The 22,697-nt window shown below is 50.2% G+C and carries 20 protein-coding genes; 17 read left to right on the top strand and 3 right to left on the bottom strand.

Annotation, left to right across the window (positions count from 1 at the left end; all coding sequences use genetic code 11):
• The first annotated feature begins 42 nt into the window (after positions 1 to 42).
• From murQ to P2W70_RS26560, 14 genes are all read left to right on the top strand, one after another.
• Complete coding sequence (murQ, locus tag P2W70_RS26625) at positions 43 to 855, top strand: N-acetylmuramic acid 6-phosphate etherase (protein ID WP_276484600.1); 813 nt, start codon at positions 43 to 45, stop codon at positions 853 to 855.
• 242 nt (positions 856 to 1,097) lie between these two features.
• Entirely contained in the window at positions 1,098 to 2,345 is a 1,248-nt protein-coding gene (locus tag P2W70_RS26620) for a T9SS type A sorting domain-containing protein (protein WP_276484599.1), read from the top strand.
• Between the two features lie 458 nt (positions 2,346 to 2,803).
• Positions 2,804 to 6,268, top strand: a complete 3,465-nt coding sequence (locus P2W70_RS26615) for a T9SS type A sorting domain-containing protein (RefSeq protein ID WP_276484598.1) — start codon at positions 2,804 to 2,806, stop codon at positions 6,266 to 6,268.
• 227 nt (positions 6,269 to 6,495) lie between these two features.
• Positions 6,496 to 7,059 carry a hypothetical protein gene (locus P2W70_RS26610; protein WP_276484597.1) on the top strand — a complete coding sequence of 188 codons (564 nt, stop codon included), beginning with the start codon at positions 6,496 to 6,498 and terminating at the stop codon, positions 7,057 to 7,059.
• A 293-nt stretch (positions 7,060 to 7,352) separates the two neighbouring features.
• On the top strand, positions 7,353 to 8,237 hold the full coding sequence (locus tag P2W70_RS26605; RefSeq protein WP_276484596.1) for a prephenate dehydratase: 885 nt from the start codon (positions 7,353 to 7,355) through the stop codon (positions 8,235 to 8,237).
• Between the two features lie 51 nt (positions 8,238 to 8,288).
• On the top strand, positions 8,289 to 9,470 hold the full coding sequence (locus P2W70_RS26600) for a pyridoxal phosphate-dependent aminotransferase (RefSeq protein ID WP_276484595.1): 1,182 nt from the start codon (positions 8,289 to 8,291) through the stop codon (positions 9,468 to 9,470).
• Positions 9,471 to 9,504: 34 nt separating this feature from the next.
• On the top strand, positions 9,505 to 10,353 hold the full coding sequence (locus tag P2W70_RS26595) for a prephenate dehydrogenase (RefSeq protein ID WP_276484594.1): 849 nt from the start codon (positions 9,505 to 9,507) through the stop codon (positions 10,351 to 10,353).
• A gap of 125 nt (positions 10,354 to 10,478) precedes the next feature.
• Entirely contained in the window at positions 10,479 to 12,164 is a 1,686-nt protein-coding gene (locus P2W70_RS26590) for a DEAD/DEAH box helicase (RefSeq protein ID WP_276484593.1), read from the top strand.
• A 105-nt stretch (positions 12,165 to 12,269) separates the two neighbouring features.
• Entirely contained in the window at positions 12,270 to 13,364 is a 1,095-nt protein-coding gene (locus P2W70_RS26585; RefSeq protein WP_276484592.1) for a chorismate mutase, read from the top strand.
• Positions 13,365 to 13,526: 162 nt separating this feature from the next.
• A complete protein-coding gene (locus tag P2W70_RS26580) occupies positions 13,527 to 13,955 on the top strand; it encodes a transposase (protein WP_276484591.1) in 429 nt (142 codons plus the stop codon).
• 2 nt (positions 13,956 to 13,957) lie between these two features.
• Positions 13,958 to 14,977 (top strand): 3-dehydroquinate synthase, encoded by a 1,020-nt coding sequence (gene aroB / locus P2W70_RS26575; protein ID WP_276484590.1) that lies wholly within the window; start codon positions 13,958 to 13,960, stop codon positions 14,975 to 14,977.
• A gap of 52 nt (positions 14,978 to 15,029) precedes the next feature.
• On the top strand, positions 15,030 to 16,310 hold the full coding sequence (gene aroA / locus P2W70_RS26570) for a 3-phosphoshikimate 1-carboxyvinyltransferase (protein ID WP_276484589.1): 1,281 nt from the start codon (positions 15,030 to 15,032) through the stop codon (positions 16,308 to 16,310).
• Between the two features lie 52 nt (positions 16,311 to 16,362).
• Positions 16,363 to 17,361 (top strand): chorismate synthase, encoded by a 999-nt coding sequence (locus tag P2W70_RS26565; protein WP_276484588.1) that lies wholly within the window; start codon positions 16,363 to 16,365, stop codon positions 17,359 to 17,361.
• Between the two features lie 5 nt (positions 17,362 to 17,366).
• Complete coding sequence (locus P2W70_RS26560; RefSeq protein WP_276484587.1) at positions 17,367 to 17,687, top strand: DUF952 domain-containing protein; 321 nt, start codon at positions 17,367 to 17,369, stop codon at positions 17,685 to 17,687.
• 9 nt (positions 17,688 to 17,696) lie between these two features.
• Here the strand turns inward: P2W70_RS26560 and P2W70_RS26555 are convergent, their stop codons facing one another.
• A complete protein-coding gene (locus P2W70_RS26555) occupies positions 17,697 to 18,320 on the bottom strand; it encodes a M15 family metallopeptidase (RefSeq protein ID WP_276484586.1) in 624 nt (207 codons plus the stop codon).
• A 182-nt stretch (positions 18,321 to 18,502) separates the two neighbouring features.
• Here P2W70_RS26555 and P2W70_RS26550 point away from each other — a divergent pair, with 182 nt between their 5' ends.
• From P2W70_RS26550 to P2W70_RS26540, 3 genes are all read left to right on the top strand, one after another.
• Positions 18,503 to 20,194, top strand: a complete 1,692-nt coding sequence (locus P2W70_RS26550) for a L,D-transpeptidase family protein (RefSeq protein ID WP_276484585.1) — start codon at positions 18,503 to 18,505, stop codon at positions 20,192 to 20,194.
• Between the two features lie 18 nt (positions 20,195 to 20,212).
• On the top strand, positions 20,213 to 20,653 hold the full coding sequence (locus tag P2W70_RS26545) for a septal ring lytic transglycosylase RlpA family protein (protein ID WP_276484584.1): 441 nt from the start codon (positions 20,213 to 20,215) through the stop codon (positions 20,651 to 20,653).
• Between the two features lie 61 nt (positions 20,654 to 20,714).
• The gene (locus P2W70_RS26540; protein WP_276484583.1) at positions 20,715 to 21,338 is read left to right on the top strand and encodes a hypothetical protein; all 624 of its coding nucleotides are present in this window, start codon (positions 20,715 to 20,717) and stop codon (positions 21,336 to 21,338) included.
• An 89-nt stretch (positions 21,339 to 21,427) separates the two neighbouring features.
• Here P2W70_RS26540 and P2W70_RS26535 read toward each other — a convergent pair whose 3' ends face one another.
• Positions 21,428 to 22,144 carry a pyridoxine 5'-phosphate synthase gene (locus P2W70_RS26535; RefSeq protein ID WP_276484582.1) on the bottom strand — a complete coding sequence of 239 codons (717 nt, stop codon included), beginning with the start codon at positions 22,142 to 22,144 and terminating at the stop codon, positions 21,428 to 21,430.
• Positions 22,145 to 22,243: 99 nt separating this feature from the next.
• Positions 22,244 to 22,663 (bottom strand): hypothetical protein, encoded by a 420-nt coding sequence (locus P2W70_RS26530; RefSeq protein WP_276484581.1) that lies wholly within the window; start codon positions 22,661 to 22,663, stop codon positions 22,244 to 22,246.
• Positions 22,664 to 22,697 lie beyond the last annotated feature (34 nt).

Raw genomic sequence — 22,697 nt, 5'->3', positions numbered from 1 at the left:
AGGCCATTCGGCTACACCTACTAACAGAAAGAATAAGCATACATGTCATTCAACAAAGTAACAGAGCAGCAGAGCAATTACAGGCATTTGGAAAAAATGAGCGTCCGCGAGCTGCTGACCAGTATTAATGAGGAAGATAAGATCGTGCCCCTGGCGGTCGAAAAAGCAATACCCCAGATCGAAGCGCTGGTAACAGCGATCTCCGATAAAATGCTGGCCGGTGGCCGTTTGTTCTATATGGGGGCAGGTACCAGTGGCAGGCTCGGTATTCTCGATGCCTCCGAAATTCCGCCCACCTATGGTATGCCGCAAGGGCTCGTGATTGGCTTGATTGCCGGTGGAGAGATCGCGATCCAACGCCCGGTAGAGCAGGCAGAAGACAGCTGGGACCAGGGATGGCTCGATCTTGGGCAACACGATGTATCCGATAGCGATGTCGTGATCGGCATTGCCGCCAGCGGTACTACACCCTATGTGATCGGTGCCCTGAACGAAGCACGCAAACGCGGTATTATTACAGGCTGCGTTACCTGTAACCAGGGATCCCCGCTGGCAGAAGCGGCCGAGTTTCCGGTAGAAGTGGTGGTGGGCCCCGAATTTGTAACCGGCAGCACCCGTATGAAAAGTGGCACCGCACAAAAGCTGGTACTCAATATGATCTCTACTTCCGTCATGATACAGATCGGCCGGGTAGAAGACAATAAGATGGTGAATATGCAGTTGACCAACAGTAAGTTGGTAGACCGTGGCACCAAGATGGTGATGGAGAAAACCGGTATCAACGATTATGAAAAAGCCAAGGCTTTGCTGCTGCAATACGGCAGTGTGAAGAAAGCTGTCGATTCACTCGGATAGTCAAATCAGCTAATACAAAGAACTGAAGGCCGCCCTAACAGGGCGGCTTTTCTGTTGTAAGGCTTAACCGACCGGAAAACGGCAGGCAAGCGTGACCGGTAACAAGGGCATGTCTACCTATGCCAACAGTACAGTCATGCCGCGCCAGTTTACAATTCCGTGCCCCTTCCCCAAACATTAATTAGGTATATCTACGAAATGTTCGTATCTTCCTTATATCTACCATCATTAATAACCGGTCTATGAATCACAAAATTCTACTCGCTACTATTACATCGTTTTCATTGGTGGCTGCCACTGCACAGCAGACAAGCCGCCAGGCCTATGCGATCACTGCGGCCACCAAAGGTTCATTCGTATGGACAGAAGTGAAACTGATCGATCTTGGCAGTGGTGAAGTTGTTCGTTCGGTGTACGACAACAACAAGCCGACCAGTTTCCAATTGACCAATGCCCGCACCGGCAAACCCATTGCCATCAAAGATCCACAGGGCAATGTGGCCAACGTGAACCAACTTCCCTTCAATACCTTTTCAGCGGCCTGTGCCTACGATAAAGTACACAACCAGCTCTTCTATACACCTATGGGGATTAACGAACTTCGGGTGATCAAGCTGGGCGAAAAAGAAGCCACCATCGCTTATTTCGAAGGCGAAGCCTTTGGATTGGCGAAAGACCTGAAAGATGAGGCCAACCACATTACACGGATGGCTATTGCGGTCGACGGACAAGGGTATGCACTCAGCAACGATGGTCGGCATTTGCTGAAGTTTACTACAGGGCGCAAACCTGTCATCACCGATCTGGGATCATTGATCGATGATCCGGCCAATGGTGATGTATCCATACATACCAAGCCTGCCAGCTGGGGAGGAGACATGATTGCCGATGCCCTTGGTAACCTCTACGTGATCTCTTCCAGTCACTATGTATTCAAAGTGGACATCAGTACGCGGCAGGCCACCTTTGTAAAAAAGATCAATGGCATACCCGCAGCATTCACGACCAACGGAGCAGCCGTGGTAGGGGATGATAAGCTGATTGTCAGCAGCGCCAATTCGGTAGAAGGCTATTATGAAGTGGATATGAACGAATGGAATGCCAAATTGCTGCCCAATAATGGTAATGTCTACAATGCATCCGACCTGGCCAATAGCCAGCTTGCTTTCGAAAGCAAACGCAATACGACGGTACCGGCATTCATCGCCCGTCAGCGTATCGGCAATGATAAGATCGCACTGTTCCCCAATCCAGCCACCAGGAACATGTTTCGCGTCAGCTTCAATACGGAGCCTGGTCGTTACGATGTTCAGTTGGTAGACCTGCAAGGCCGGTTGATCCAGCAGAAGACCGTCAACGTAAGTTATGAAGGACAAGTGGCTGAAATGCCATTGTCTTACAAAACCACCAAAGGCATCTACCTGGTGAAGATTGTTGACAATACCAGGAAGACCGTTTACGCAGATCAGTTGCTGGTGGCGGCTGATTAACAGTACTACACTAATAGTTAATGATACTTTTGCAGGCTAGATCCCCCGTCGCTTCGACGGGGGATCGTTGTTTTAGTCTGGTCCATTCGCTGCTTGTTGGGGTCTTTAGTGATAAACACTTCTCTGAAATGCCCGTTGCCCTGCTTTCCGTTAGGCCTCGTTGACTCGTTACCTTGTCGCCCTGTCGCCTCGAAGGACTTGGTGCCTCTATGCCTCGCTGCCTTTTCCCACTTCATCCATCCTTTTGTCGATTCGTAGAGCCGATTATTCAGTTCAATGCACAACAGATTGCGCAGGAAATACCAGCGTATAGTTTTGCATCTTCATCACCCGTTACCACCAGCTGGCTGCAACCAGCCATAGCTGGTATATCATTCCACTTCCTGATAAACCTTCCCTTGTCTGCCGGCACAGGTCACGGCCGAATGGACCTGTATTTACCAAACCATAAAGTATTTATGAAACGATTTATTACTCTATTCCTGCTTACAGTATTTGTGCAACAATGGACAATGGCCGCAGCTGCGCCGACCGTGCCAACCAGCAATCTTACCTGGAAAGACCATGATGGATCACGCCTCAACGGTAGCTTTACTGCCGGAAATGGTCGGGGCCGTATCGTGGTGATGAAAGAAGGCAGCCCAGTGACAGGTCTGCCTGTCAATGGTGTCGATTATCAGTCCCATTTTAATTTTGGAACTGCCGGTACTGCTTTTACGGGGCCCGGTGAATTCGTGATCTCCAAAACATCTTTTACGACCTTCAATGCCGATAAGCTGAAGCCCGGCACCACTTACTACGTAGCTATCTTCGAATATGACGGTACAGGTGCTGGTATTACCTACCTGATGTTGCCGCTGGAAGGTAACCAGGCTACCGTAGTGGCGCCTGCCACGCCCACAACCAGTGTGGTAAAAACAACATCCACAGGTAATACGATGATACTCTCCTGGACAAAAGGAAATGGTTCGGGAAGGATCGTGTTCGCCCGCAAAGGCGCTGCTGTGAACCTGGCGCCCACTGACCTTACTAATTACGGCGCAGAAGCTGATTTCGGAGCCGGATCAAAGATCGGTGCCGATCACTACGTCGTATACAAAGGAACCGCAGCGGGTTGTACGATCAAGAACCTGGAGCCCAATACAACCTATCACTTCTCGGTGTTTGAATACAATGGTGTTTCCTTCCCGGTATACCTGAACCCTGGCACAGCTGGTAGCGGTGTCACCAACCAGGGGCCCAATACGGCTCCAACCGGCATTGGGTTCAGTTATGTGGAAGGCGATGAATACCGCGTATCGGTCAGCGTGGGCAATGGTAACCGCCGCCTGTTCATTGCTAAGAAAGAGAGTGCCGTAACAGCGGTACCGGTTAATGGTGTCGTGTATTCATCCAACAATACATTTGGCAACGGAACGGAGATCGCGCCCGGCGAATTCGTATTTGGGTCCACCAGCAATAATTACGCAGACCTGATTGGTTTGGAACCCAACACGACGTATCATATCCGGGTGTATGAGTATGATGTCGATGCAGCCGGTACCCCGTATTACCTCACCAGCAGCTCAGCTATTCGTAGCGGTAGTACGGCTACTACACCCACCAAAGTTTGCTCCAATATCAAGCTGAACAGCTTGTCGGGTGGTACAGCCTCTATTGGGTTTACCAATGGCGACGGAGCTTACCGCGTGGTGATCATGAAAGCGGGCAGTGCCGTGGATGCTGTTCCGGCTAACCTAACCCGGTACACCGGCAACGCCAACTTTGGATCCGGTGCCCAGGTGGCGCCCGGCAACTATGTGATACACGGTGGTATGAATGGTAGTTCCTTTACAGTCAATAACCTGTTACCCGGGGTTACTTATCATCTCGCTATCTACGAATTCAATGGCAACAACCATGCGGTCTATTCATCTACCGGCGCAACGTTTAATTTCGTCGTGCCTGCTCAACCAGCTAATCCTTCCACCGCACCCACGGTGTTGTGGAATGAAGGTAAGACCTTCCGTTTGGGCTGGACCAATGGTGGTGGATCACACCGGCTGGTGATTGCTAAAAAGGGAAGTGCCGTTACCGCGAAGCCGGTGGATGGTGCAGCCTATACTGCCAACAATAAATTTAGTCTGGGACAGGAGCTGGCAACTGGCGAATATGTTGTATTTAACGGTACTGCCAATTATGTGGAGCTCGATGCGCTCGAGATGGCTAGTACCTATCATTTTGCTGTATTCGATTATAACCTGGCAGCTGATGGTACACCAGACTACCTGGTATCTTCTTTCCTGACACACAACGGGTCTACTGTTACCTGGCCGACCACACCAGCTGTGATCACCAGCGTATCGGGTATACAAGCTACCACTGCCAATATCAATATCACCAAAGGCAATGGCGCTTATCGTCTGGTCGTGATGAAGAAAGGAGCAGCAGTCAATGTGTTGCCCCAGGATCTCATTAAGTATACTTACAGTACCACCTTCGGTGCTGCAGCCGCCTTGATGAGTGATGGTAACTATGCGATCTATATTCCCAGCGGCAGCGGTGTGGTGAATGTATACGGGCTCGAAGCCAATACCACCTATCATGTCGCTTGTTTTGAGATGAACGGTTATGAGTCGCCGGCTTACCTGCGCGCGTCACCCGGTACCTATAGTTTTACGACGACCGATGTGCCTGGCGCTACGGTGCCCACTGCACCCGCTTCCAATGCAGTTGTTGAATCGCGGGACGGAAACAAGTTTGGATTCAAATGGACGGCCGGTGATGGGGAAAAGCGGATCGTGGTGATGAAGCAGGGGAGTGCAGTCACCTTTGTTCCAAGCCCTGGTGTGAGCTATGCTGCCAATACCGTGTTCGGTGCAGGCACAGATCTGGGTGGTGGTCAGTACATCGTGCACAGCAGTGCGTTGAATACGGTAGAAGTGACTGGTCTGCAACCTGCGGCTACTTACCATTATACCATCTTCGAATTCAACGGAACGGGTACATTGATCCGCTACCTGACATCGTCCGTACTAAACGGTACTATAGCAACTGTTGCTGCACCGGCTACACCGCCGGCAACACCGATCACTACACCTGGAGCCACCAGTATGGCCCTGAACTGGACCAATGGCAATGGAGCAGGCCGCCTCGTGATCATGAAAGAGGGTGGGGTAGTGACCGCAACACCGGCAATGCTCAGTGTATATCCTGCCAATGCCGCTTTCAAAAGCGGTTCACAGGTGGCTGCCGGCGAATATGTGGTATATGCAGGAACTGGCAACACGGTACTGGTTACAGGATTACAGGCCAATAAGACCTATCACTACAGCATTTTTGAATACAATGGTTCAGCGGCACCTGTATACAACCCTACGGCCGTGCAGGGCTTCGCCACCCTATCGGGTACTTTGCCCGTCAGCCTGTTGTTCTTCAAAGCACAGGAAACGAATGGAGATGTACTGTTGACCTGGGCTACCGCGCAGGAATCGAACAATGCAACTTTTACAATAGAGAAGAGCACAGACGGCAATACCTTTACCACCGTAACTACCCTGGCGGGTGCCGGCAATAGCGATCACCGTATCGATTACAACTATACCGAGCAGCGTGGTGCTACCGTCAAGACCTGGTACCGGCTGAAACAAACAGACCTCGATGGTCGCATTACCTGGTCCAACCTGGTGGTGGTACAGCCATCTGTTGCCAGCCGCGGCATCAATCTTTATCCCAATCCGGTACAGGGGGCGTTGCGTGTAGAGTGGCCGGTATCAGCACAACAGGCTAGGGCAGTGGTATACAATGCTGCCGGGATGGTCGTATTGCAGGAGAAACTGGCGATAGGCCGCACCCTTTCCTGCGCGGGACTAAAACCCGGTACTTATTACCTGACACTGCAGGCGGGTGGTCAGCAATTCCGCAGCAGCTTCATCAAACAATAAGGAGCGCTGATCAATTCATAGCAAGGGCTGCCCCTTTGTGGAGGCAGCCCTTGCCATTGGAGCCAGGAAGAATGTGGATCAGGCACCAATGCCTGGAGCGGCAGAGCAGGCTGGCACATTAATTTTGGGGACAGTATTTTTAATAAAACGGGATCAGGTAGGCAAAAAATCGTGAAAGTGGTTATAAATATTTGGAAACGGCCTGCCGATACCTGTAAATTGTACCCATGCACGATATAGAACCATTTTATAATTGGCGCCATATATATACCAGTGAGCAGGATGAGCGTTCTCCCTTTTTTGGAAGGGTGTATTCGGAGTTTACCTTTACCCAGGCGATCTACAATCACCTCATCCATCCGCAGTGGGATGATTTCGGATCACGGACGTTGTACCTGAAAGTGCTGATGGCCGATTACGAAGAGAAGTATGTGATCATCGAGCTGTTTGGCGAATGGAATGATGCGATCGAAAACGATATCATGGAGTTGAAACGGGAGGTAGCCGATCCATTCTTCTCGATGGGTATCACCAAGTTTATTTTCATTGGCGAAAATGTATTGAACTTCCACAGTGGCGATAAAGACTACTACCAGGAGTGGTTTGAAGAAGTGACGGATGAGAATGGGTGGGTCGTTATATTAAATATGCCCGAACAGACACAGCACGACTTCCGCCGGGCAAAATTATACCGGTATGTAGAGCTGATGCAACTCGAGAACTGGCGTACCTACAAACCTTTTCATTTGTTCAAAAAGATTGACGGAGAGATACAAAAGCGCCTGGAATAGCGACTGGTAGTGGGTTTGGATAACAAAACAAGAGTTTGGCCGTCGTAATTGGGGCTTAAAAAAAGAATTTTGTTTTTCGCGATTACTGATTATTTTTGATTCATGTTAATGACAAGAGCATACGGTTTCTTTTACTTTTATTTTTACTTCTACTTTACAAGTAGGCCGGGTATGCTTTTGTTGAAAGTAAAATAGAAAAGATAAAATCAACATAAGGATCCCGGCCAAAAGGCCGGGATTTTTTTTGCCAATAGAGTACTGTCTATCAGTATGGTAGGCTTTAAAAACAACCGATGGAACATCAGCTACAAATGGACCCTTTGAACAGTAGTTCAGCACCCGGTAACAACGGGAAAGATATTCGAGTATCGATTCAAGGCTATGAAGGTAGTTTTCACCAGGTAGCTGCCCGCCAGTTCTTTGGTAAAGATGTAGAAGTGATTCCATGCGCCACTTTTCGCGAAGTCGTGAAAATCGCCGCCAACCGGAAGGAAAGTGAGGGAGGCGTCATGGCGATTGAGAATTCCATTGCCGGCAGCATCCTGCCTAATTACACCCTGCTGCAAAAAAGCAACCTCACCATTGTAGGAGAGATCTACCTGCCAATCAAACAACAACTGTTAGTTAACCCCGGCGTCAAGCTCGAAGATATCCGTGAAGTACACTCGCATCATATGGCGATCCTGCAATGCCAGGATTATCTGGATAAATACGACTGGAAACTGGTGGAGACTGAAGATACCGCGCTTAGCGCCAAGCACCTGCAGCAACACCGCAGCAAACATATTGCCGCGATCGCCAGCAAGCTGGCAGGCGACCTTTTTGGCCTTGAGATCGCTGCTCCCAATATCCACACCATGAAGAACAACTATACGCGCTTCCTGGTATTACAACCCGACGGCAAGGCCGTACCAGTGGAGGGAGCCAACAAGGCATCGGTCAACTTCAATACCGATCACTCGCGCGGCAGCCTGGCACGTGTGCTCGGCAAGATTGCAGACGGGGGCATCAACCTCAGCAAGCTGCAAAGCTTTCCGATACCCGGTACCGAATTTCAGTACAGCTTCCATGCGGATATGGAATTCGATACGATCGAACAGTTCAATGAAGTGATCGAAGCAATCAGGCCGATCATTGCCGAGTTGAAGATATATGGTGTATACAAAAATGGTAAATAAACGTCCGGGCCAGTAGTGCCGGCATTTGAATAAAACAGCATCCCAGCTATTATGACTATCGCTACAGCAAAAAGGTTGGAAGGTATCGGTGAATACTATTTCTCGCAAAAGCTGCGGGAGATCGATGACCTGAACAAACAGGGCAAGCAGATCATCAACCTCGGCATCGGAAGCCCCGATCTGCCGCCACATCCGGAAGTGATCAAAACCTTGCAGGAAGAAAGTGCGAAGCACAATGTGCATGCCTATCAAAACTACAAGGGATCACCAGTACTGCGCAAGGCAGTAGCCGACTGGTATGCTACCTGGTATGGCGTTACCCTCAATCCCGATACGGAGGTACTACCACTGATCGGTAGCAAGGAAGGGATCATGCACATCTGCATGACCTACCTCAATGAAGGCGACAAAGTACTGGTACCCAACCCCGGTTATCCTACTTACCGCAGTGCGGTTAAGCTGGCCGGTGGTACCTGTGTGGATTACGAACTGACAGAAGCCAATAACTGGTATCCCGATTTTGAAGCGCTGGACGCACTTGTAGCACAGGGTGGTTTCAAGCTGATGTGGGTCAACTATCCGCAGATGCCAACGGGCAAACTGCCGGAGAAGGCGGTATTCGAAAAGTTGGTGGCCTTCGGTAAAAAGCATAACATTCTTATCTGCCACGACAATCCCTATAGCTTCATCCTGAATGAGGCCCCTATGAGCCTGCTCAGCATCGTCGGAGCAAAAGAAGTGGTGATCGAACTGAACTCACTCAGCAAGTCGCAGAATATGGCTGGCTGGCGTATCGGTACGCTCAGCGGTGCCAAAGAACGCATCGATGAAGTGCTGCGCTTCAAGAGCAATATGGACAGCGGTATGTTCCTGCCGGTGCAGCTGGCGGCTGCCAAAGCCCTTGGGCTTGGTAAAGACTGGTACGATAGCGTGAACAAACAATACGCAGCCCGCCGCACCAAAGTGTTTGAGCTGCTCGATCTGCTCCACTGCGTGTATGATAAAAGCCAGGCTGGTATGTTCGTATGGGCAAAGATCCCGTCAGGCTATCAAAGTGGCTTTGCCTTGAGTGATGAGATCCTCTACAATGCGAATGTATTCATCACCCCAGGCGGTATTTTCGGTAGCGCCGGTGACGGTTATATCCGCGTGAGTCTTTGCAGCCCGGAAGAGAAGCTGACCGACAGCATCCAACGGGTAAAAGCACACCAGGCAACGCAGGTCGTACGATAAGCACAACCAATAACAGGTAAAAGACACAAGACAAATGTTCAATACGGTTACCATCGTGGGAGTCGGTTTGATCAGCGGATCTTTCAGTATTGCGCTGAAACAAAAGGGGCTGGCCAAAAAAGTAATTGGGGTAAGTCGCACGGAAGCCAGCGCACAGAAAGCCCTGGAGCTGGGCTTGATCGACGAAGCCCTTCCGCTCGAAGAAGCGGTGAAGCAAAGTGACCTGATCTATGTGGCCATCCCAGTAGATGCTACCATTCCCGTGATGCGGCAGGTGATGGACCTGGTCACCGATCAGCAGATCGTGGCCGATGCCGGTTCAACGAAGAATGCTCTTTGTGCGGCATTGAGCGACCATCCCATGCGTAGTCGCTTCGTGGCGACCCACCCGATGTGGGGTACGGAGTACAGTGGCCCGGAGGCGGCCGTGAAAGATGCCTTTATCGGCCGGGCTTGCGTGATCTGCGAAAAAGAGAAGAGTGATCCGGTTGCGGTGGAAAAGATCGAACAGGTATACCGGCTGCTCGGCATGCACATGACCTATATGGGAGCCAACGAGCATGACATGCACGCAGCCTATATTAGCCATATTTCACATATCACCTCTTTTGCCCTTGCCAATACCGTTTTGGAGAAGGAAAAGGAAGAAGATGCCATTTTCGAGCTGGCGGGTGGCGGATTCGAAAGCACGGTGCGCCTGGCCAAGAGCAATCCGGCCATGTGGGTCCCGATCTTTATGCAAAACCGTGATAATGTGTTGGATGTGTTGAATGAACACATCAGCCAGCTGCGGAAGTTCAAAAGTTGCCTGGAAAAGGAAAATTATGAATACCTGCAAGAGCTCATTGAAAACGCCAATAAGATCCGTCGGATCCTCAAATAAGGGCTGACGAAACCCGGTGGGAGTGGGCCCAAAAGACCTGTTAAGGGTAGGTTATTTGGGCATCATAATGAATGGATTAGGCTAAGGCGGGCATTATTTGTACCTTTGCGCAAATTTTAATTGTTATGATGACTTTCGCAGAGTTGGGTTTGGATGCGAAGCTGGTACAGGCTACCGACGCTCTAGGCTATGTAAACCCAACCCCCATACAGGAAAAGGCTATTCCTGTTCTTTTGAGTGGTACAAAGGACCTGGTCGGTTTGGCACAGACAGGTACTGGTAAAACAGCTGCATTCGGACTCCCTCTGCTGCACTTGGTTGATGAAGGACAGAAGTATCCCCAGGCATTGGTGGTTTGCCCCACCAGAGAATTGTGCCTGCAGATCGTGAATGAATTGGAAGGATTTAAGAAGTTCCAGACGGGCATGCATGTAGTTGCTGTGTATGGAGGTACTTCCATCGGACAGCAGATCCGTGACCTGAAAAGAGGTGTGCAGATCGTAGTAGCTACGCCCGGACGTTTGATTGATCTTATTGAACGCAAAGCGATCAATTTAGAACAAATAAAATATGTAGTTCTTGACGAGGCGGATGAAATGCTGAACATGGGATTCAAGGAGGATATCGAATTCATTCTCCAGAATACGCCCAAACGTGAGAGCACCTGGTTATTCAGTGCGACAATGCCACCGGAAATTCGCCGGATCAGCAAGAAGTACCTGAAGGAGCCAGTAGAGATCACAGTAGGTAAAACGAATACGGCCAATAAGAACATCGACCACCAATACTTTGTGACCAGTGCACAGTACAGGTACCAGGCATTGAAGCGGTTGATCGATTTTAACCCGGGTATCTATGGTATCATCTTTACCCGTACCAAAGCCGACGCCCAGGAGATCGCCGAAAAACTGACCCGCGAGGGATATGATATCGACGCACTCCATGGCGACCTCACCCAACAACAGCGGGATAAGGTAATGGGTGAATTCAGGGATAAAACCCTACAGCTCTTAATAGCAACGGATGTAGCAGCACGTGGTATCGACGTACAGGGTATTACCCACGTCATCAACTACGAACTGCCCGATGATGTGGAAGTGTACACGCACCGTAGTGGTCGTACCGGCCGCGCTGGTAACACCGGTGTTTGTATGTCGATCATTCACATGCGTGAGATGGGTAAGATGCGGCATATCCAGGGTATCGTGCAGGTGCCTTTCCACAAGATGGACATCCCTGCCGGAAAAGATGTTTGCCGCAAACAGTTCTTCCACTTCATGGACAAACTGCTGCAAACCGATATCAGCCATGGCGATTACGAAAGCTATGTACCGATGCTGGAAGAGAAGTTTGCCGATGTAAGCAAGGAAGAAGTCCTGAAACGTGTAGCGGCGATGGAATTCGACAGGTTCCTGAAGTATTATGAAAATGCCGAAGACCTGAACGTATACGACCAACGCAGAGAGCGTTTCGACCGGAACTCCGGTGACCGGAGAGGCAACGATCGCGGTGACCGTGGTGATAGCCGCGGCGAAAGAGGTGGCAGACAACAATTCAGTGGCGGTGGTGATGTAGCCCGCCTGTTTGTGAACCTCGGTACCAAAGACGGATTCTATAAAGCGAGTTTCCTGCAGTTTATCCTCGATATGAGTGATTTGCGCAAAGAAGTGTTGGGTAGGATCGACATGAAGGAAATGAACAGCTGGATCGAGATCGATAAAAGAGCGGCCAAGCAAATGATCGCTGCCATTGATGGTAAGAACTACAAGGGCAGAAGGATCAGGATGAACGACGCAGACAGCCGCCGGTAGTTGGCAAGTTGAAAAGTTGACAGGTAGTTACTATACCTCCTGCATTTTCAGCCGCCTGTCAACCGGAAGCAAAAATCAACTTGTTAACATATCAATCACTATATTATGCAAGCGATCGACACTAACAGTATGAAGGAACTTGTGCTCAGCAAGTGGAACAGCAAACGTCCCCTGATCATTTCAGGTCCTTGCTCCGCAGAAACGGAAGAGCAGGTCATTGAAACAGCACAGCGCCTCGCCAAAACCGGTAAGGTAGACCTGCTCCGCGCAGGTATCTGGAAACCTCGTACCCGCCCCGGCAGCTTTGAAGGGATCGGCACCAAAGGATTGCCCTGGATGCAACAAGCCCGGAAGATCACTGGTTTGCCCGTTACGGTAGAAGTAGCTACTGGCAAACAGGTGGAAGATGCCCTGCACTTTGGTGTGGATGTACTCTGGATTGGCGCACGGACCACCGTGAATCCATTCAGCGTGCAGGATGTAGCCGACGCCCTCCGTGGTGTGGATGTTCCCGTTTTGATCAAGAACCCCATCAACCCCGACTTGGAACTCTGGATCGGCGCTGTTGAGCGGGTAGCAAAAGCCGGTATCAAGAACATTGGCCTGATCCACCGTGGTTTCAGCGCTTATGGCAATACCGAATACCGCAATGCCCCCATGTGGCACCTCGCTATCGAAATGAAGCGTCGTAACCCCGGTATGATCATGATCAACGATCCTTCCCATATCTGTGGTCGTCGCGATATACTCCAGGATGTAGCTCAAAAGGCGATTGACCTCGATATGGACGGTCTCATCATCGAAAGCCATATCGATCCGGATAATGCCTGGAGCGATGCCAAACAACAGATCACACCCGAAAGACTCGCAGAAATGCTGGGTGACATCACCTGGCGTAAAGAAGACAGCGGATCGGAAGAATTCCACGTTGCCCTCGAGAAACTGCGCCAGCAGATCAATCACCTCGATGACGAACTGATGCAGATCCTTGGTCAGCGTATGAAGATCGCTGAAAAGATCGGTGAGTATAAGAAGAACAACGACATCACGATCCTGCAAACCAACCGTTGGAACGAGATCCTCGAACGTGCCTTCAAACAAGGTGACAAACTGGGACTTTCCAAAGAATTCATCACCAAGTATTTCGACGCGGTGCACATGGAAAGTATCAACCACCAGAACAAGATCATGAACGCATAGTGATAATATGCCCGCGGCCTGCCGCCTCCAGCGATCGCCTGCGAAGACGATGGCGGCAGGCCCGCGAAGGCATAGAGGTGCTGCACACCCCTCATTTGAAATAACCTGGCTATCCGGTGCTGCCAACCGGCCACCGGCCTTCGCTCAGCAATAACGATACGTATGACTGATAACCAGAATAGAATTTATCTGTTTGTCCATATTATCTGGAGCGTTCACAACCGTGAGCCGTTACTTTCAAAGCCCATCCGTGCACTACTGTTCCCCCACATTCAGAAACGGGCCGCCGAAAAAGGCATACAGGTCATCGCCATCAATGGCGTGGAAGACCATGTGCATACCCTGATACAACTGCATCCGGCACAAAACCTGACGCAGGTGGTCAGAAGTATCCGCACGGATGCCATGGAATGGGTCAATGAGATCCGGATGGTCAACACCCATTTTCAATGGGAGGAACATTACGCCGCGCTATCGGTCAACCCGAGTACGCTCAAGCAGGTGACCGATTACATAGGCCGGCAAGAAGAATATCACAAGACGAAGACGCTGGAGAGTGAATTGGAGGTGTTTGATAAAATACAGCAATAGGCATGCAAAAGAAAACGTATCAGTTCACTGCCAAGAAGGTAGACTATTATTTCGACGCCGACTTCACTTATCTCACCAAACTGATCGATAAGGACCATACGGTGCTCATCACCGATGACAACATTTTTCGTGCACAACCCAAAAAGTTCAAAGGCTGGAAAAGCATTGTGATTCCCGCCGGTGAGCAGCATAAGATACAAGCAACCGCCAACTCGGTGATCGAACAACTCATTGCCCTCGGTGCTGATCGCAAGACGGTACTCGTAGGCGTAGGTGGTGGAGTGATCACCGACCTGACCGGTTATGTGGCCGCAGTATACATGCGTGGTCTGAAAGTAGGTTTCGTGCCTACTACGGTGCTGGCCATGGTAGATGCCTCTATTGGTGGCAAGAACGGTATCGATGTAGGTGTTTACAAAAACCTGGTGGGTACCATCCGTCAGCCCGATTTTCTACTGTACGATTACAGCATCCTGAAAACATTGCCCGAAACCGAATGGATCAACGGCTTTGCGGAGATCATTAAGCACAGCTGCATCAAAGAGGCAGCCCTGTTCCGCGAACTGGAGAAGAATAAACTGAAGTACTACCAGAAAGATAAAGCCGCCTTGGCCAAACTGATCCGCCGCAATGCGGTGATCAAGTCTACGGTGGTGGAAAAAGATGAGTTTGAAACAGGAGAGCGGCGCCTGCTCAATTTTGGGCATACCCTCGGACATGCCATCGAGAACATGTACGCCTTGTCGCACGGACAGGCCATCTCCATCGGTATGGTGGTTGCCTGTAACATCTCTGCACAACTGGCAAAGTTCAAAGAAAGCGAAAGGGTAGTGAAGGTGCTGGCGCAATACGGATTGCCCGTACACACCGACTACGACCGCCAGAAAGCATTCGATATATTGAAAATGGATAAAAAGCGCGAACGTGCAGCCATGAACTATGTGCTGCTGGAAAAGATCGGCAAAGGCATCGTCAAGTCCATACCGATGACACAACTGGAACAAATTATTTTACAAGGTTAAGGGCAGCCAGCCGCATAGGCTGGCAGGTACCTGACAAACGATACGATAAATTATGATCGCAACAATACAGCCGTCTGCCATACAGGGCGCCATCCAGGCACCCACTTCCAAAAGCTCCATGCAAAGAGCCTGTGCAGCGGCCCTGCTAACGAATGGTGTAACTGTCATTAAGAATCCCGGCAACTCCAACGATGACCGTGCAGCCCTTGGTGTGATCCGTGGCCTGGGTGCGTATGTGGAGCAACTGACCGACGGATCGCTGAAGATCACCAGCAAGGGCGTCAATCCCGATGCCGGCGCCGTGAATTGCGGCGAAAGTGGTCTGGGTATCCGCATGTTTACCCCGCTGGTAGCCTTGAGCAACAAAAACATTACCATCAATGGCGAAGGCAGTCTGCTGACCCGTCCGATGGATTTCTTCGATACGGTATTGCCCCAGCTGGGCGTAGAGATCGTTTCCAATGGCGGTAAGTTGCCATTGCAGGTTAAAGGACCGCTGAAGCCTGCTGCGATTGAAGTAGACGGCTCGCTCAGCTCACAATTCCTCACCGGCCTGTTGTTTGCCTATGCAGCATCGGGTGCCAGTGATGTGGCCCTCACCGTAAAAGACCTCAAGAGCAAGCCCTATATCGATCTTACGCTGCAGGTAATGAAGCACTTTGGGTGGGAGGTCGAGAACAGGAACTATGAACAGTTCTATTTTGCCGAGGCGGTTACGAAACAACCGACTACGGAATCTATTCAATACACGGTAGAAGGCGACTGGAGCGGTGGTGCCTTCCTGCTGGTGGCGGGTGCCATTGCAGGGGATATCACGGTGAAAGGACTGGATGTATACTCTACCCAGGCCGACAAGGCTATTCTGCAGGCATTGATGAGCAGTGGTGCGAAAATGTCTGTACAAACAGAACAGATCGAAATAGGACCAGCTCCTTTGAAAGCATTCCATTTCAATGCCACTGAATGTCCCGATCTGTTTCCTCCGCTCGTAGCCCTGGCCTCCTATTGCGAAGGCAAGACGGTGATCGAAGGGGCCAACCGCCTTACCCACAAAGAGAGCAACCGGGCGTTGACACTGCAGGAAGAGTTTGGAAAGATGGGCATCCAGATTGATCTGCAGGATGACCTGATGATCGTACACGGAGGTACCGGCGTAAACGGTGCAGCCACCAATTCGCACCACGATCACCGAATCGCCATGGCTTGTGCGGTAGCTGGTTTGAAAGCTACCAGTGCCACGACCATTGCCGACGCCCAGGCGATCAATAAATCTTATCCCGACTTCTACCAGCACATTCAACAGCTGGGAGCATCGGTAAAGATTGCCCAGTAATGAATGCAGTGTAAGCGCTGACGAAGTTTGTAACACAACACAACCTAACAACATGAACAGTTTTGGCAGAATATTTAAGGTAACCATCTTCGGCGAATCGCATGGCGAGAGCGTTGGTATCAATATCGATGGCTGCCCGGCAGGACTTCCCCTCACCGTAGCCGATTTTATGCCAGATATAGAGCGCCGCAAGGGCGGACAGCAAAAAGGAACTACACCCCGTAAGGAAGATGATATTCCGATCTTCAAATCGGGCATATTCAATGATAAAACAACCGGTGCGCCGCTCACCATCCTCTTCGAAAACAAGAACACCCGTTCCGGCGACTATGAGAAGCAACGGTCGGTGCCGCGTCCCGGTCATGCGGACTTCGTGGCCCATCAAAAGTTTGGTGGCTTTGAAGATTTCCGTGGCGGCGGGCATTTCAGCGGTCGCCTCACCGTATGCCTGGTAGCTGCCGGAGTCATAGCAAAGAAACTGCTGGCTACGCAGCAAAGCGAAGTAGCCGCCACGATACTGGAAATTGGTGGAGAAAGCGATCTCGAAAAAGGATTGCAGAAAGCCATCGATGCAAAAGATACCATTGGTGGTGTCGTCGAGTGCCGGGTCAATGGTTTGCCGATCGGCCTGGGTGAGCCTTTCTTTGATTCTGTAGAGTCGGTATTGAGCCACGCTGTATTTGCCATCCCCGCGGTAAGAGGGGTCGAGTTTGGTACTGGCTTCGCTGCTGCACGTATGTTTGGCAGCGCGCACAACGATGCTATCGAAGACAATACCGGTAAAACACGCACGAACCATGCAGGTGGTATCGTAGGCGGTATCACCAACAACAACGAGCTGGTATTCCGTATTGCCATCAAGCCCACCTCCTCTACACCCAAAGAGCAAACGACGCTCAACTGGGAAACTGGTGAGCAGGAGATCTTCTCCGTAAAAGGCCGCCATGATCTGTGTATCGCCCTGCGTGTACCCGTTGTGCTGGAAGCGGTGACGGCCATGGTCATGGCAGATTTCTATATGCTACAGCAACACATTAAAAGGATTATATAATCTCTATGGCGATCATCTATCACGTAACCACACAGGCAGAATGGGCAACGGCCCGTTCGACCGGCACCTACGAAGCACCTTCATTCAAGGAGGAGGGCTTTATCCATTGTTCCCTGGCAACGCAGGTACCGAGTGTACTGGAGCGTTATTTTAAAGGGAAGACCGACCTGGTGAAACTCGTGATAGATACCGAAAAGCTGACTAGTCAACTAGTGTATGAATGGTCGCCTTCTACCGCCGATACCTTCCCCCACATTTATGGGACCATTAATACAGACGCAGTAACTGCTGTAGAACCGATTGCTACGGCAGATACTGCAGGCTGATGGCGCCTATCATTTACCTGCCTGCTTCAATGCGGCAAAGGGAATATCCAATACCTCATAATTCCGATCGTTGGGCCAATAATAATGCCACCATTCCGTTTCAAGAAGGGTGAAGCCATGTTTGCGCATGGTGGAGCTCAGCATTTGACGATTGGCAAGCACCTGCTGGGGCAGGGCTGCAAAGCTTTGGTGGGCAGAGTCGGAGAAATTATCGAATCCTGTGCCCATATCGAGTTCCCTGCCGGATGAAAGTTCGATGATCGTAAGGTCTACCGCCAGTCCCCGGTTGTGCCCCGATCCCTTCGCAGGATTGGCCACATAACGTTCATCTTTCACCAGTTCCCAGAAACTTACCGTAACGGAATAGGGCCGGTACGCGTCGAAGATTTTGAGCCCGTAACCGTTTTCAGCCAGTTCCTGCTGAACCAGCTGTAAGGCGCGCGCGGCAGGTGTCCGGAGAAACGTGAAGTGGGGTGGGGGCGTATACATACGCCGGTGCATGAAATTGTTGGTAGTAGCATACCGAAGGTCGTATTGCAGGGTGGGCGCCAATAACTGAAGTTCTACCATCTTTTTGAGCGAGTCGGACTGTACCTGTCGTTGGTAATCTGCCAGGTTGGCTGTAATCAGCACCCCATAAGGACTCGTGTTTATTTCCTGTGCCAGCCCCTTATGCTGGTGGAAAAAAATTAATAGGAAGCATAGTGAAATATTACGGTGAAGTGCTATTTTGTATAACATTGCAACTGATTGGTACTGAAATCCATCTCTTTTGAAAGATACAAAACTTTTGCCCCGATCAATTAACACAAACAATGAAAAAGAGCACGTATGCAGGCACGGTGGGAGGTTTACTATCATTCTGCATTATTTTTCTCGTGGCCTGCGGTGGCTCGCCTACAGTGAAGCCCCCGGAAAAAGACATCGTTGAAGTACGGGAGAAGTTTGAAGTGCGTGTAAGCGATAACCTCAAAAAGGCCATTGCATTTATCAACAGCAACAAGGGACGTCTCAACGATACCGTTGTCCTGATAAATGATTCGCTGCTCTCCGGTTTATATGAAAAAGAAAACTACCAGCCGCTCTGGAGCGCGCAGGAAAACTGGTCTCCGCTGGGCGATTCCCTCTATGCTTTCATAGAGCATTCCCGGGAATATGGTTTATTCCCCTCCGATTATCATTACCGTGCGTTGTCGGGTATCCGGCAGAAGATGGCCGGCGATTCCCTCGCCCGTAAAGATGCCGCCCTCTGGTCCAGGGCCGACCTCATGCTGACCGATGCCTTCTTTCAAACGGCCCGCCACCTCAAGCAAGGCCGCATCGGCAGAGATAGCCTGACCAACCGCAATGATTCAGCCATCAACAACGAATTCTACCTCGATATTTTTCACCTGGCACGCCATACCGGCAATATATCCGCCACCTTGCACGACCTGGAGCCCAAACATGCGGGCTACGACTCCCTGAAGCAGGGCCTCAAGTTTTTCCTGGATTCCATACAGACATTTAAACGCTACACCTTCGTAGCTTATCCCAATAAAGACTCGGTAGCCTTGCACAATGCCTTGCAGCGCCGCCTGTTCGAAGAAGACATTGTTGCTTCTCCCACAGAACTCATAGATACCGCCACCTGGCGCCAGTCGATCATGCGGTACCAGCAATCCAAAGGATTGAAAACAACCGGCAGGATCAATGAGAACACAGCGAACAGCCTCAATTTTACAAACTGGGAAAAGTTCAAACGCGTAGCCATCACCCTCGACCGGTACAAATTATTGCCCGATACCATGCCGCTTTCTTATATCTGGGTCAATCTGCCATCCTATTACATGCAGGTGATCAGCATGGATACCCTTGCGTTGGAATCACGCGTGATTATCGGACAGCCTAAGACCAGAACACCCCTACTGACGTCGAATGTATCGAACTTCATCATCTACCCGCAATGGACAGTTCCTTATAGTATCATATTTAAGGAAATGCTGCCCAAGATCCAGAAGAACGTAGATTACTTACGCAAAGAAAACCTGATGGTGGTCGATAAAAACGACAGCATCATCGATCCCCATACCATCGATTGGAGCAAGCTGAGCAAAAATCATTTCCCCTATCTACTCAAGCAGCGGCAGGGGGATGACAATTCGCTGGGTGTACTCAAGTTCAACTTTGCCAACAAATACAGCGTATACCTGCACGATACCAATGTGCGCTGGCTTTTTAGCCGTGCCAACCGGGCCCTGAGCCATGGTTGTGTACGCGTGAAGGAGTTTTTGAAGCTGGCCGATTTTTTGGTACGCGACGACACACTCAAATACCACCCTGATACGTTAAGGAGCTGGATTGCGCGGCAGGAGAAACACATCGTTTCCGGATTTCACCGGGTTCCGATTTATATTCGTTATTTTTCCTGTGAAGGAAAGAACGGTAAACTGCGGATCTACGAGGATATTTATGCAGAAGACAAGGTGCTGAGAGAACGTTACTTTGCCGACAAGCCGATCCTGTGATAATCCATTTGTTATTCTATGAAGAAATATGTTCTGTATGCTTTATTGCTTGCCGGACTACCGGTTGCGGCTGCTGCTCAGGAGCATAAGGATAGTATTGTACTTACCAAAAGCAAAAATGTTGGGCGACTGCAGTATGGTGTCGCCAGTTTCTACGACAATAAGTTTGAAGGGCGCAAAACGGCCAATGGAGAGATCTTCAGCCAGAAAAATATGACGGCGGCCAGCAATACACATCCCCTCAATTGCTGGGTACGGGTTACCAATAGCCGAAATAAGAAAAGTGTGATCGTACGCATTACCGATCGTATGCATCCCAAAAATCCCCGCTTGATCGACCTGAGCAAAACGGCGGCCGCTAAATTAGGCTACACCGGTAGAGGGCTTACCCGGGTAAAAGTCGAATACCTGGGCCGTCAGAAACCCGCTGCCACAGGCGATTCGGAAGAGAATAAATAATTTCCACAATTACTGGCTACCCGCTACATTTGCTTCATATCTGCACTAAACTGCAAGGTTTATGAAGAAAATCCCGGGCCTTGTGCTGGCCTTCATACTTTTGCGCACAAATGCTCATAGCCAGGATGATGACTACATACAAAATCCCACGTTTGGTGTTCACTTTATTTTCAATGACTTCAAATCTGCGCAGGTTATTCGGGCTACTTCACTAGGCTCAGCCATTCGCAACAAACAATTTGGCAAGATCAAGGAAATGGCGCCGGGATTGGCGCTTAATTATCTCCAGGGACTTTCACCCTACTTCGACTTCAGTTCTACCATAACCGGCTCTTTTCTGGAATATCCGAGGAAAGATGGTATTTCAACAGGCAAAGACAACCTGTTGTTGGAGATCGACGCCTCACTGCGTGGAAAGATGTTGAGTAATAAATATGTGTTGTCACCTTACCTGGAGATTGGGGTAGGGGCCTCCAAATACAAAGGGTATTATGGGGCCATCATTCCTGCCGGAATGGGCCTCCAGGTAAATATTTTCGATGAGGCCTTTCTGTTGATCAATGCCCAATACCGCATCGGTATTACCAGCACTACCAGCAATCATTTTATGTATGGGATCGGGCTTGCCGGTGTCATCGGCCGGCGCAGGACCACCCGGCCCGGTGGCCTGCCTGCATTAAACTAAGCTACATCCCTCATTGCCTTACCTCAGTGCCTTCTTGCTTTTCCTCCATTGCCTCTGTGCCTAGTTGCCTTTATACCTCATTACCTTCCTCACACCAACTGCCGCTTATACAGCTGTATCGTATTCTCATAACCGAGATACAGCGCATCGGCAATCAGCGCATGACCGATCGATACTTCCAGCAAACCCGGAACGTTCTTGGCAAAAAAAGCAAGGTTCTTCAGGTCGAGGTCGTGGCCGGCATTGATGCCCAGTCCCAGTTCATTGGCCCGGATCGCCGCCGCTTTATAAGGAGCTATTGCTTTTTCTTTGTCGATAAGGTATTCCCGGGCAAAACCTTCTGTATACAATTCTATCCGGTCTGTGCCTGTTTTGGCCGCACCCTCTACCATCTCGATCACCGGATCCACAAAGATGGATACACGTATACCCGCCGATTGAAAGGTCTTGATCATATCCCGCAGGTAATCGGCGTTGGTAATGGTATCCCAGCCGTGGTCGGAAGTTAGCTGCCCATCAGCATCCGGCACCAGTGTTACCTGGTGGGGCTTCACTTCCAGTACCAGGTCGATGAACTTCTGCTCACGGCAATTGCCTTCGATATTGAATTCGGTGGTGATGATCTGCTTGATGTCCCGGGCGTCTTGGTAGCGGATATGGCGCTCATCGGGCCGTGGATGTACCGTTACGCCATCTGCCCCAAACAACTGGGCATCGATTGCCGCCTTCACTACATCAGGATTATTACCGCCCCGGCTGTTGCGCAGGGTCGCAAACTTATTGATGTTTACACTTAACTTGGTCATACCCAAAATTAGAAAGAATTGATAATACAGCGATAACCATAAAAAAAAGGGCCATCCCCTGAAAAGAGGACGGCCGATTTATTCGGAGCGCGCAATAACCTACCGCGCTAAGTTTTCCTTGGTTACGTTCGTACTGTATAATATTTTTCCTTCGTTGTCGATCATGTCGAGGTGATACGTGCCTGCATTGAGCAGGTTCACCTCCTGGATGCTGGTAACATTCGTTCCTTTTACGAGGTACCAGCTAAACATCTTCACGATATGCCCTTCTGTGTCATACATCCGCACGATCGTGTGTCTGCTTTGCTCGCTCGCCACATCCAGGGTAATGGCGGTGAAAAATGGATTGGGGCGAACCTTTACTTGAGTGATCACAATATTAGTTTTTTCGGGTTGTGGGGTAGCCGGGTCCGATGCATTGGCGGCAGCAGGCTGAATAAGACGGCTAAGTGTTCTTTGAATGGCTGTCTGTGGCGCTGCTTTGTCGTTCTTACCGCTGTTGTTGATATTGTGGTTCACTGGAAAAGGATTTGCGCATACATTGCGAATCCAA

It is taken from the genome of Paraflavitalea pollutisoli, assembly GCF_029360705.1.
Lineage (GTDB): Bacteria > Bacteroidota > Bacteroidia > Chitinophagales > Chitinophagaceae > Paraflavitalea > Paraflavitalea pollutisoli.
Note: the sequence above shows the minus strand (reverse complement) of the source record. Positions and strands in the feature narration are given on the sequence as shown.

Coding starts and splice junctions, on each gene's coding strand:
- murQ (WP_276484600.1), top strand. CDS start 43: ATGTCATTCAACAAAGTAACAGAGCAGCAGAGCAATTACAGGCATTTG.
- P2W70_RS26620 (WP_276484599.1), top strand. CDS start 1,098: ATGAATCACAAAATTCTACTCGCTACTATTACATCGTTTTCATTGGTG.
- P2W70_RS26615 (WP_276484598.1), top strand. CDS start 2,804: ATGAAACGATTTATTACTCTATTCCTGCTTACAGTATTTGTGCAACAA.
- P2W70_RS26610 (WP_276484597.1), top strand. CDS start 6,496: ATGCACGATATAGAACCATTTTATAATTGGCGCCATATATATACCAGT.
- P2W70_RS26605 (WP_276484596.1), top strand. CDS start 7,353: ATGGAACATCAGCTACAAATGGACCCTTTGAACAGTAGTTCAGCACCC.
- P2W70_RS26600 (WP_276484595.1), top strand. CDS start 8,289: ATGACTATCGCTACAGCAAAAAGGTTGGAAGGTATCGGTGAATACTAT.
- P2W70_RS26595 (WP_276484594.1), top strand. CDS start 9,505: ATGTTCAATACGGTTACCATCGTGGGAGTCGGTTTGATCAGCGGATCT.
- P2W70_RS26590 (WP_276484593.1), top strand. CDS start 10,479: ATGATGACTTTCGCAGAGTTGGGTTTGGATGCGAAGCTGGTACAGGCT.
- P2W70_RS26585 (WP_276484592.1), top strand. CDS start 12,270: ATGCAAGCGATCGACACTAACAGTATGAAGGAACTTGTGCTCAGCAAG.
- P2W70_RS26580 (WP_276484591.1), top strand. CDS start 13,527: ATGACTGATAACCAGAATAGAATTTATCTGTTTGTCCATATTATCTGG.
- aroB (WP_276484590.1), top strand. CDS start 13,958: ATGCAAAAGAAAACGTATCAGTTCACTGCCAAGAAGGTAGACTATTAT.
- aroA (WP_276484589.1), top strand. CDS start 15,030: ATGATCGCAACAATACAGCCGTCTGCCATACAGGGCGCCATCCAGGCA.
- P2W70_RS26565 (WP_276484588.1), top strand. CDS start 16,363: ATGAACAGTTTTGGCAGAATATTTAAGGTAACCATCTTCGGCGAATCG.
- P2W70_RS26560 (WP_276484587.1), top strand. CDS start 17,367: ATGGCGATCATCTATCACGTAACCACACAGGCAGAATGGGCAACGGCC.
- P2W70_RS26550 (WP_276484585.1), top strand. CDS start 18,503: ATGAAAAAGAGCACGTATGCAGGCACGGTGGGAGGTTTACTATCATTC.
- P2W70_RS26545 (WP_276484584.1), top strand. CDS start 20,213: ATGAAGAAATATGTTCTGTATGCTTTATTGCTTGCCGGACTACCGGTT.
- P2W70_RS26540 (WP_276484583.1), top strand. CDS start 20,715: ATGAAGAAAATCCCGGGCCTTGTGCTGGCCTTCATACTTTTGCGCACA.
- P2W70_RS26535 (WP_276484582.1), bottom strand. CDS start 22,144: ATGACCAAGTTAAGTGTAAACATCAATAAGTTTGCGACCCTGCGCAAC.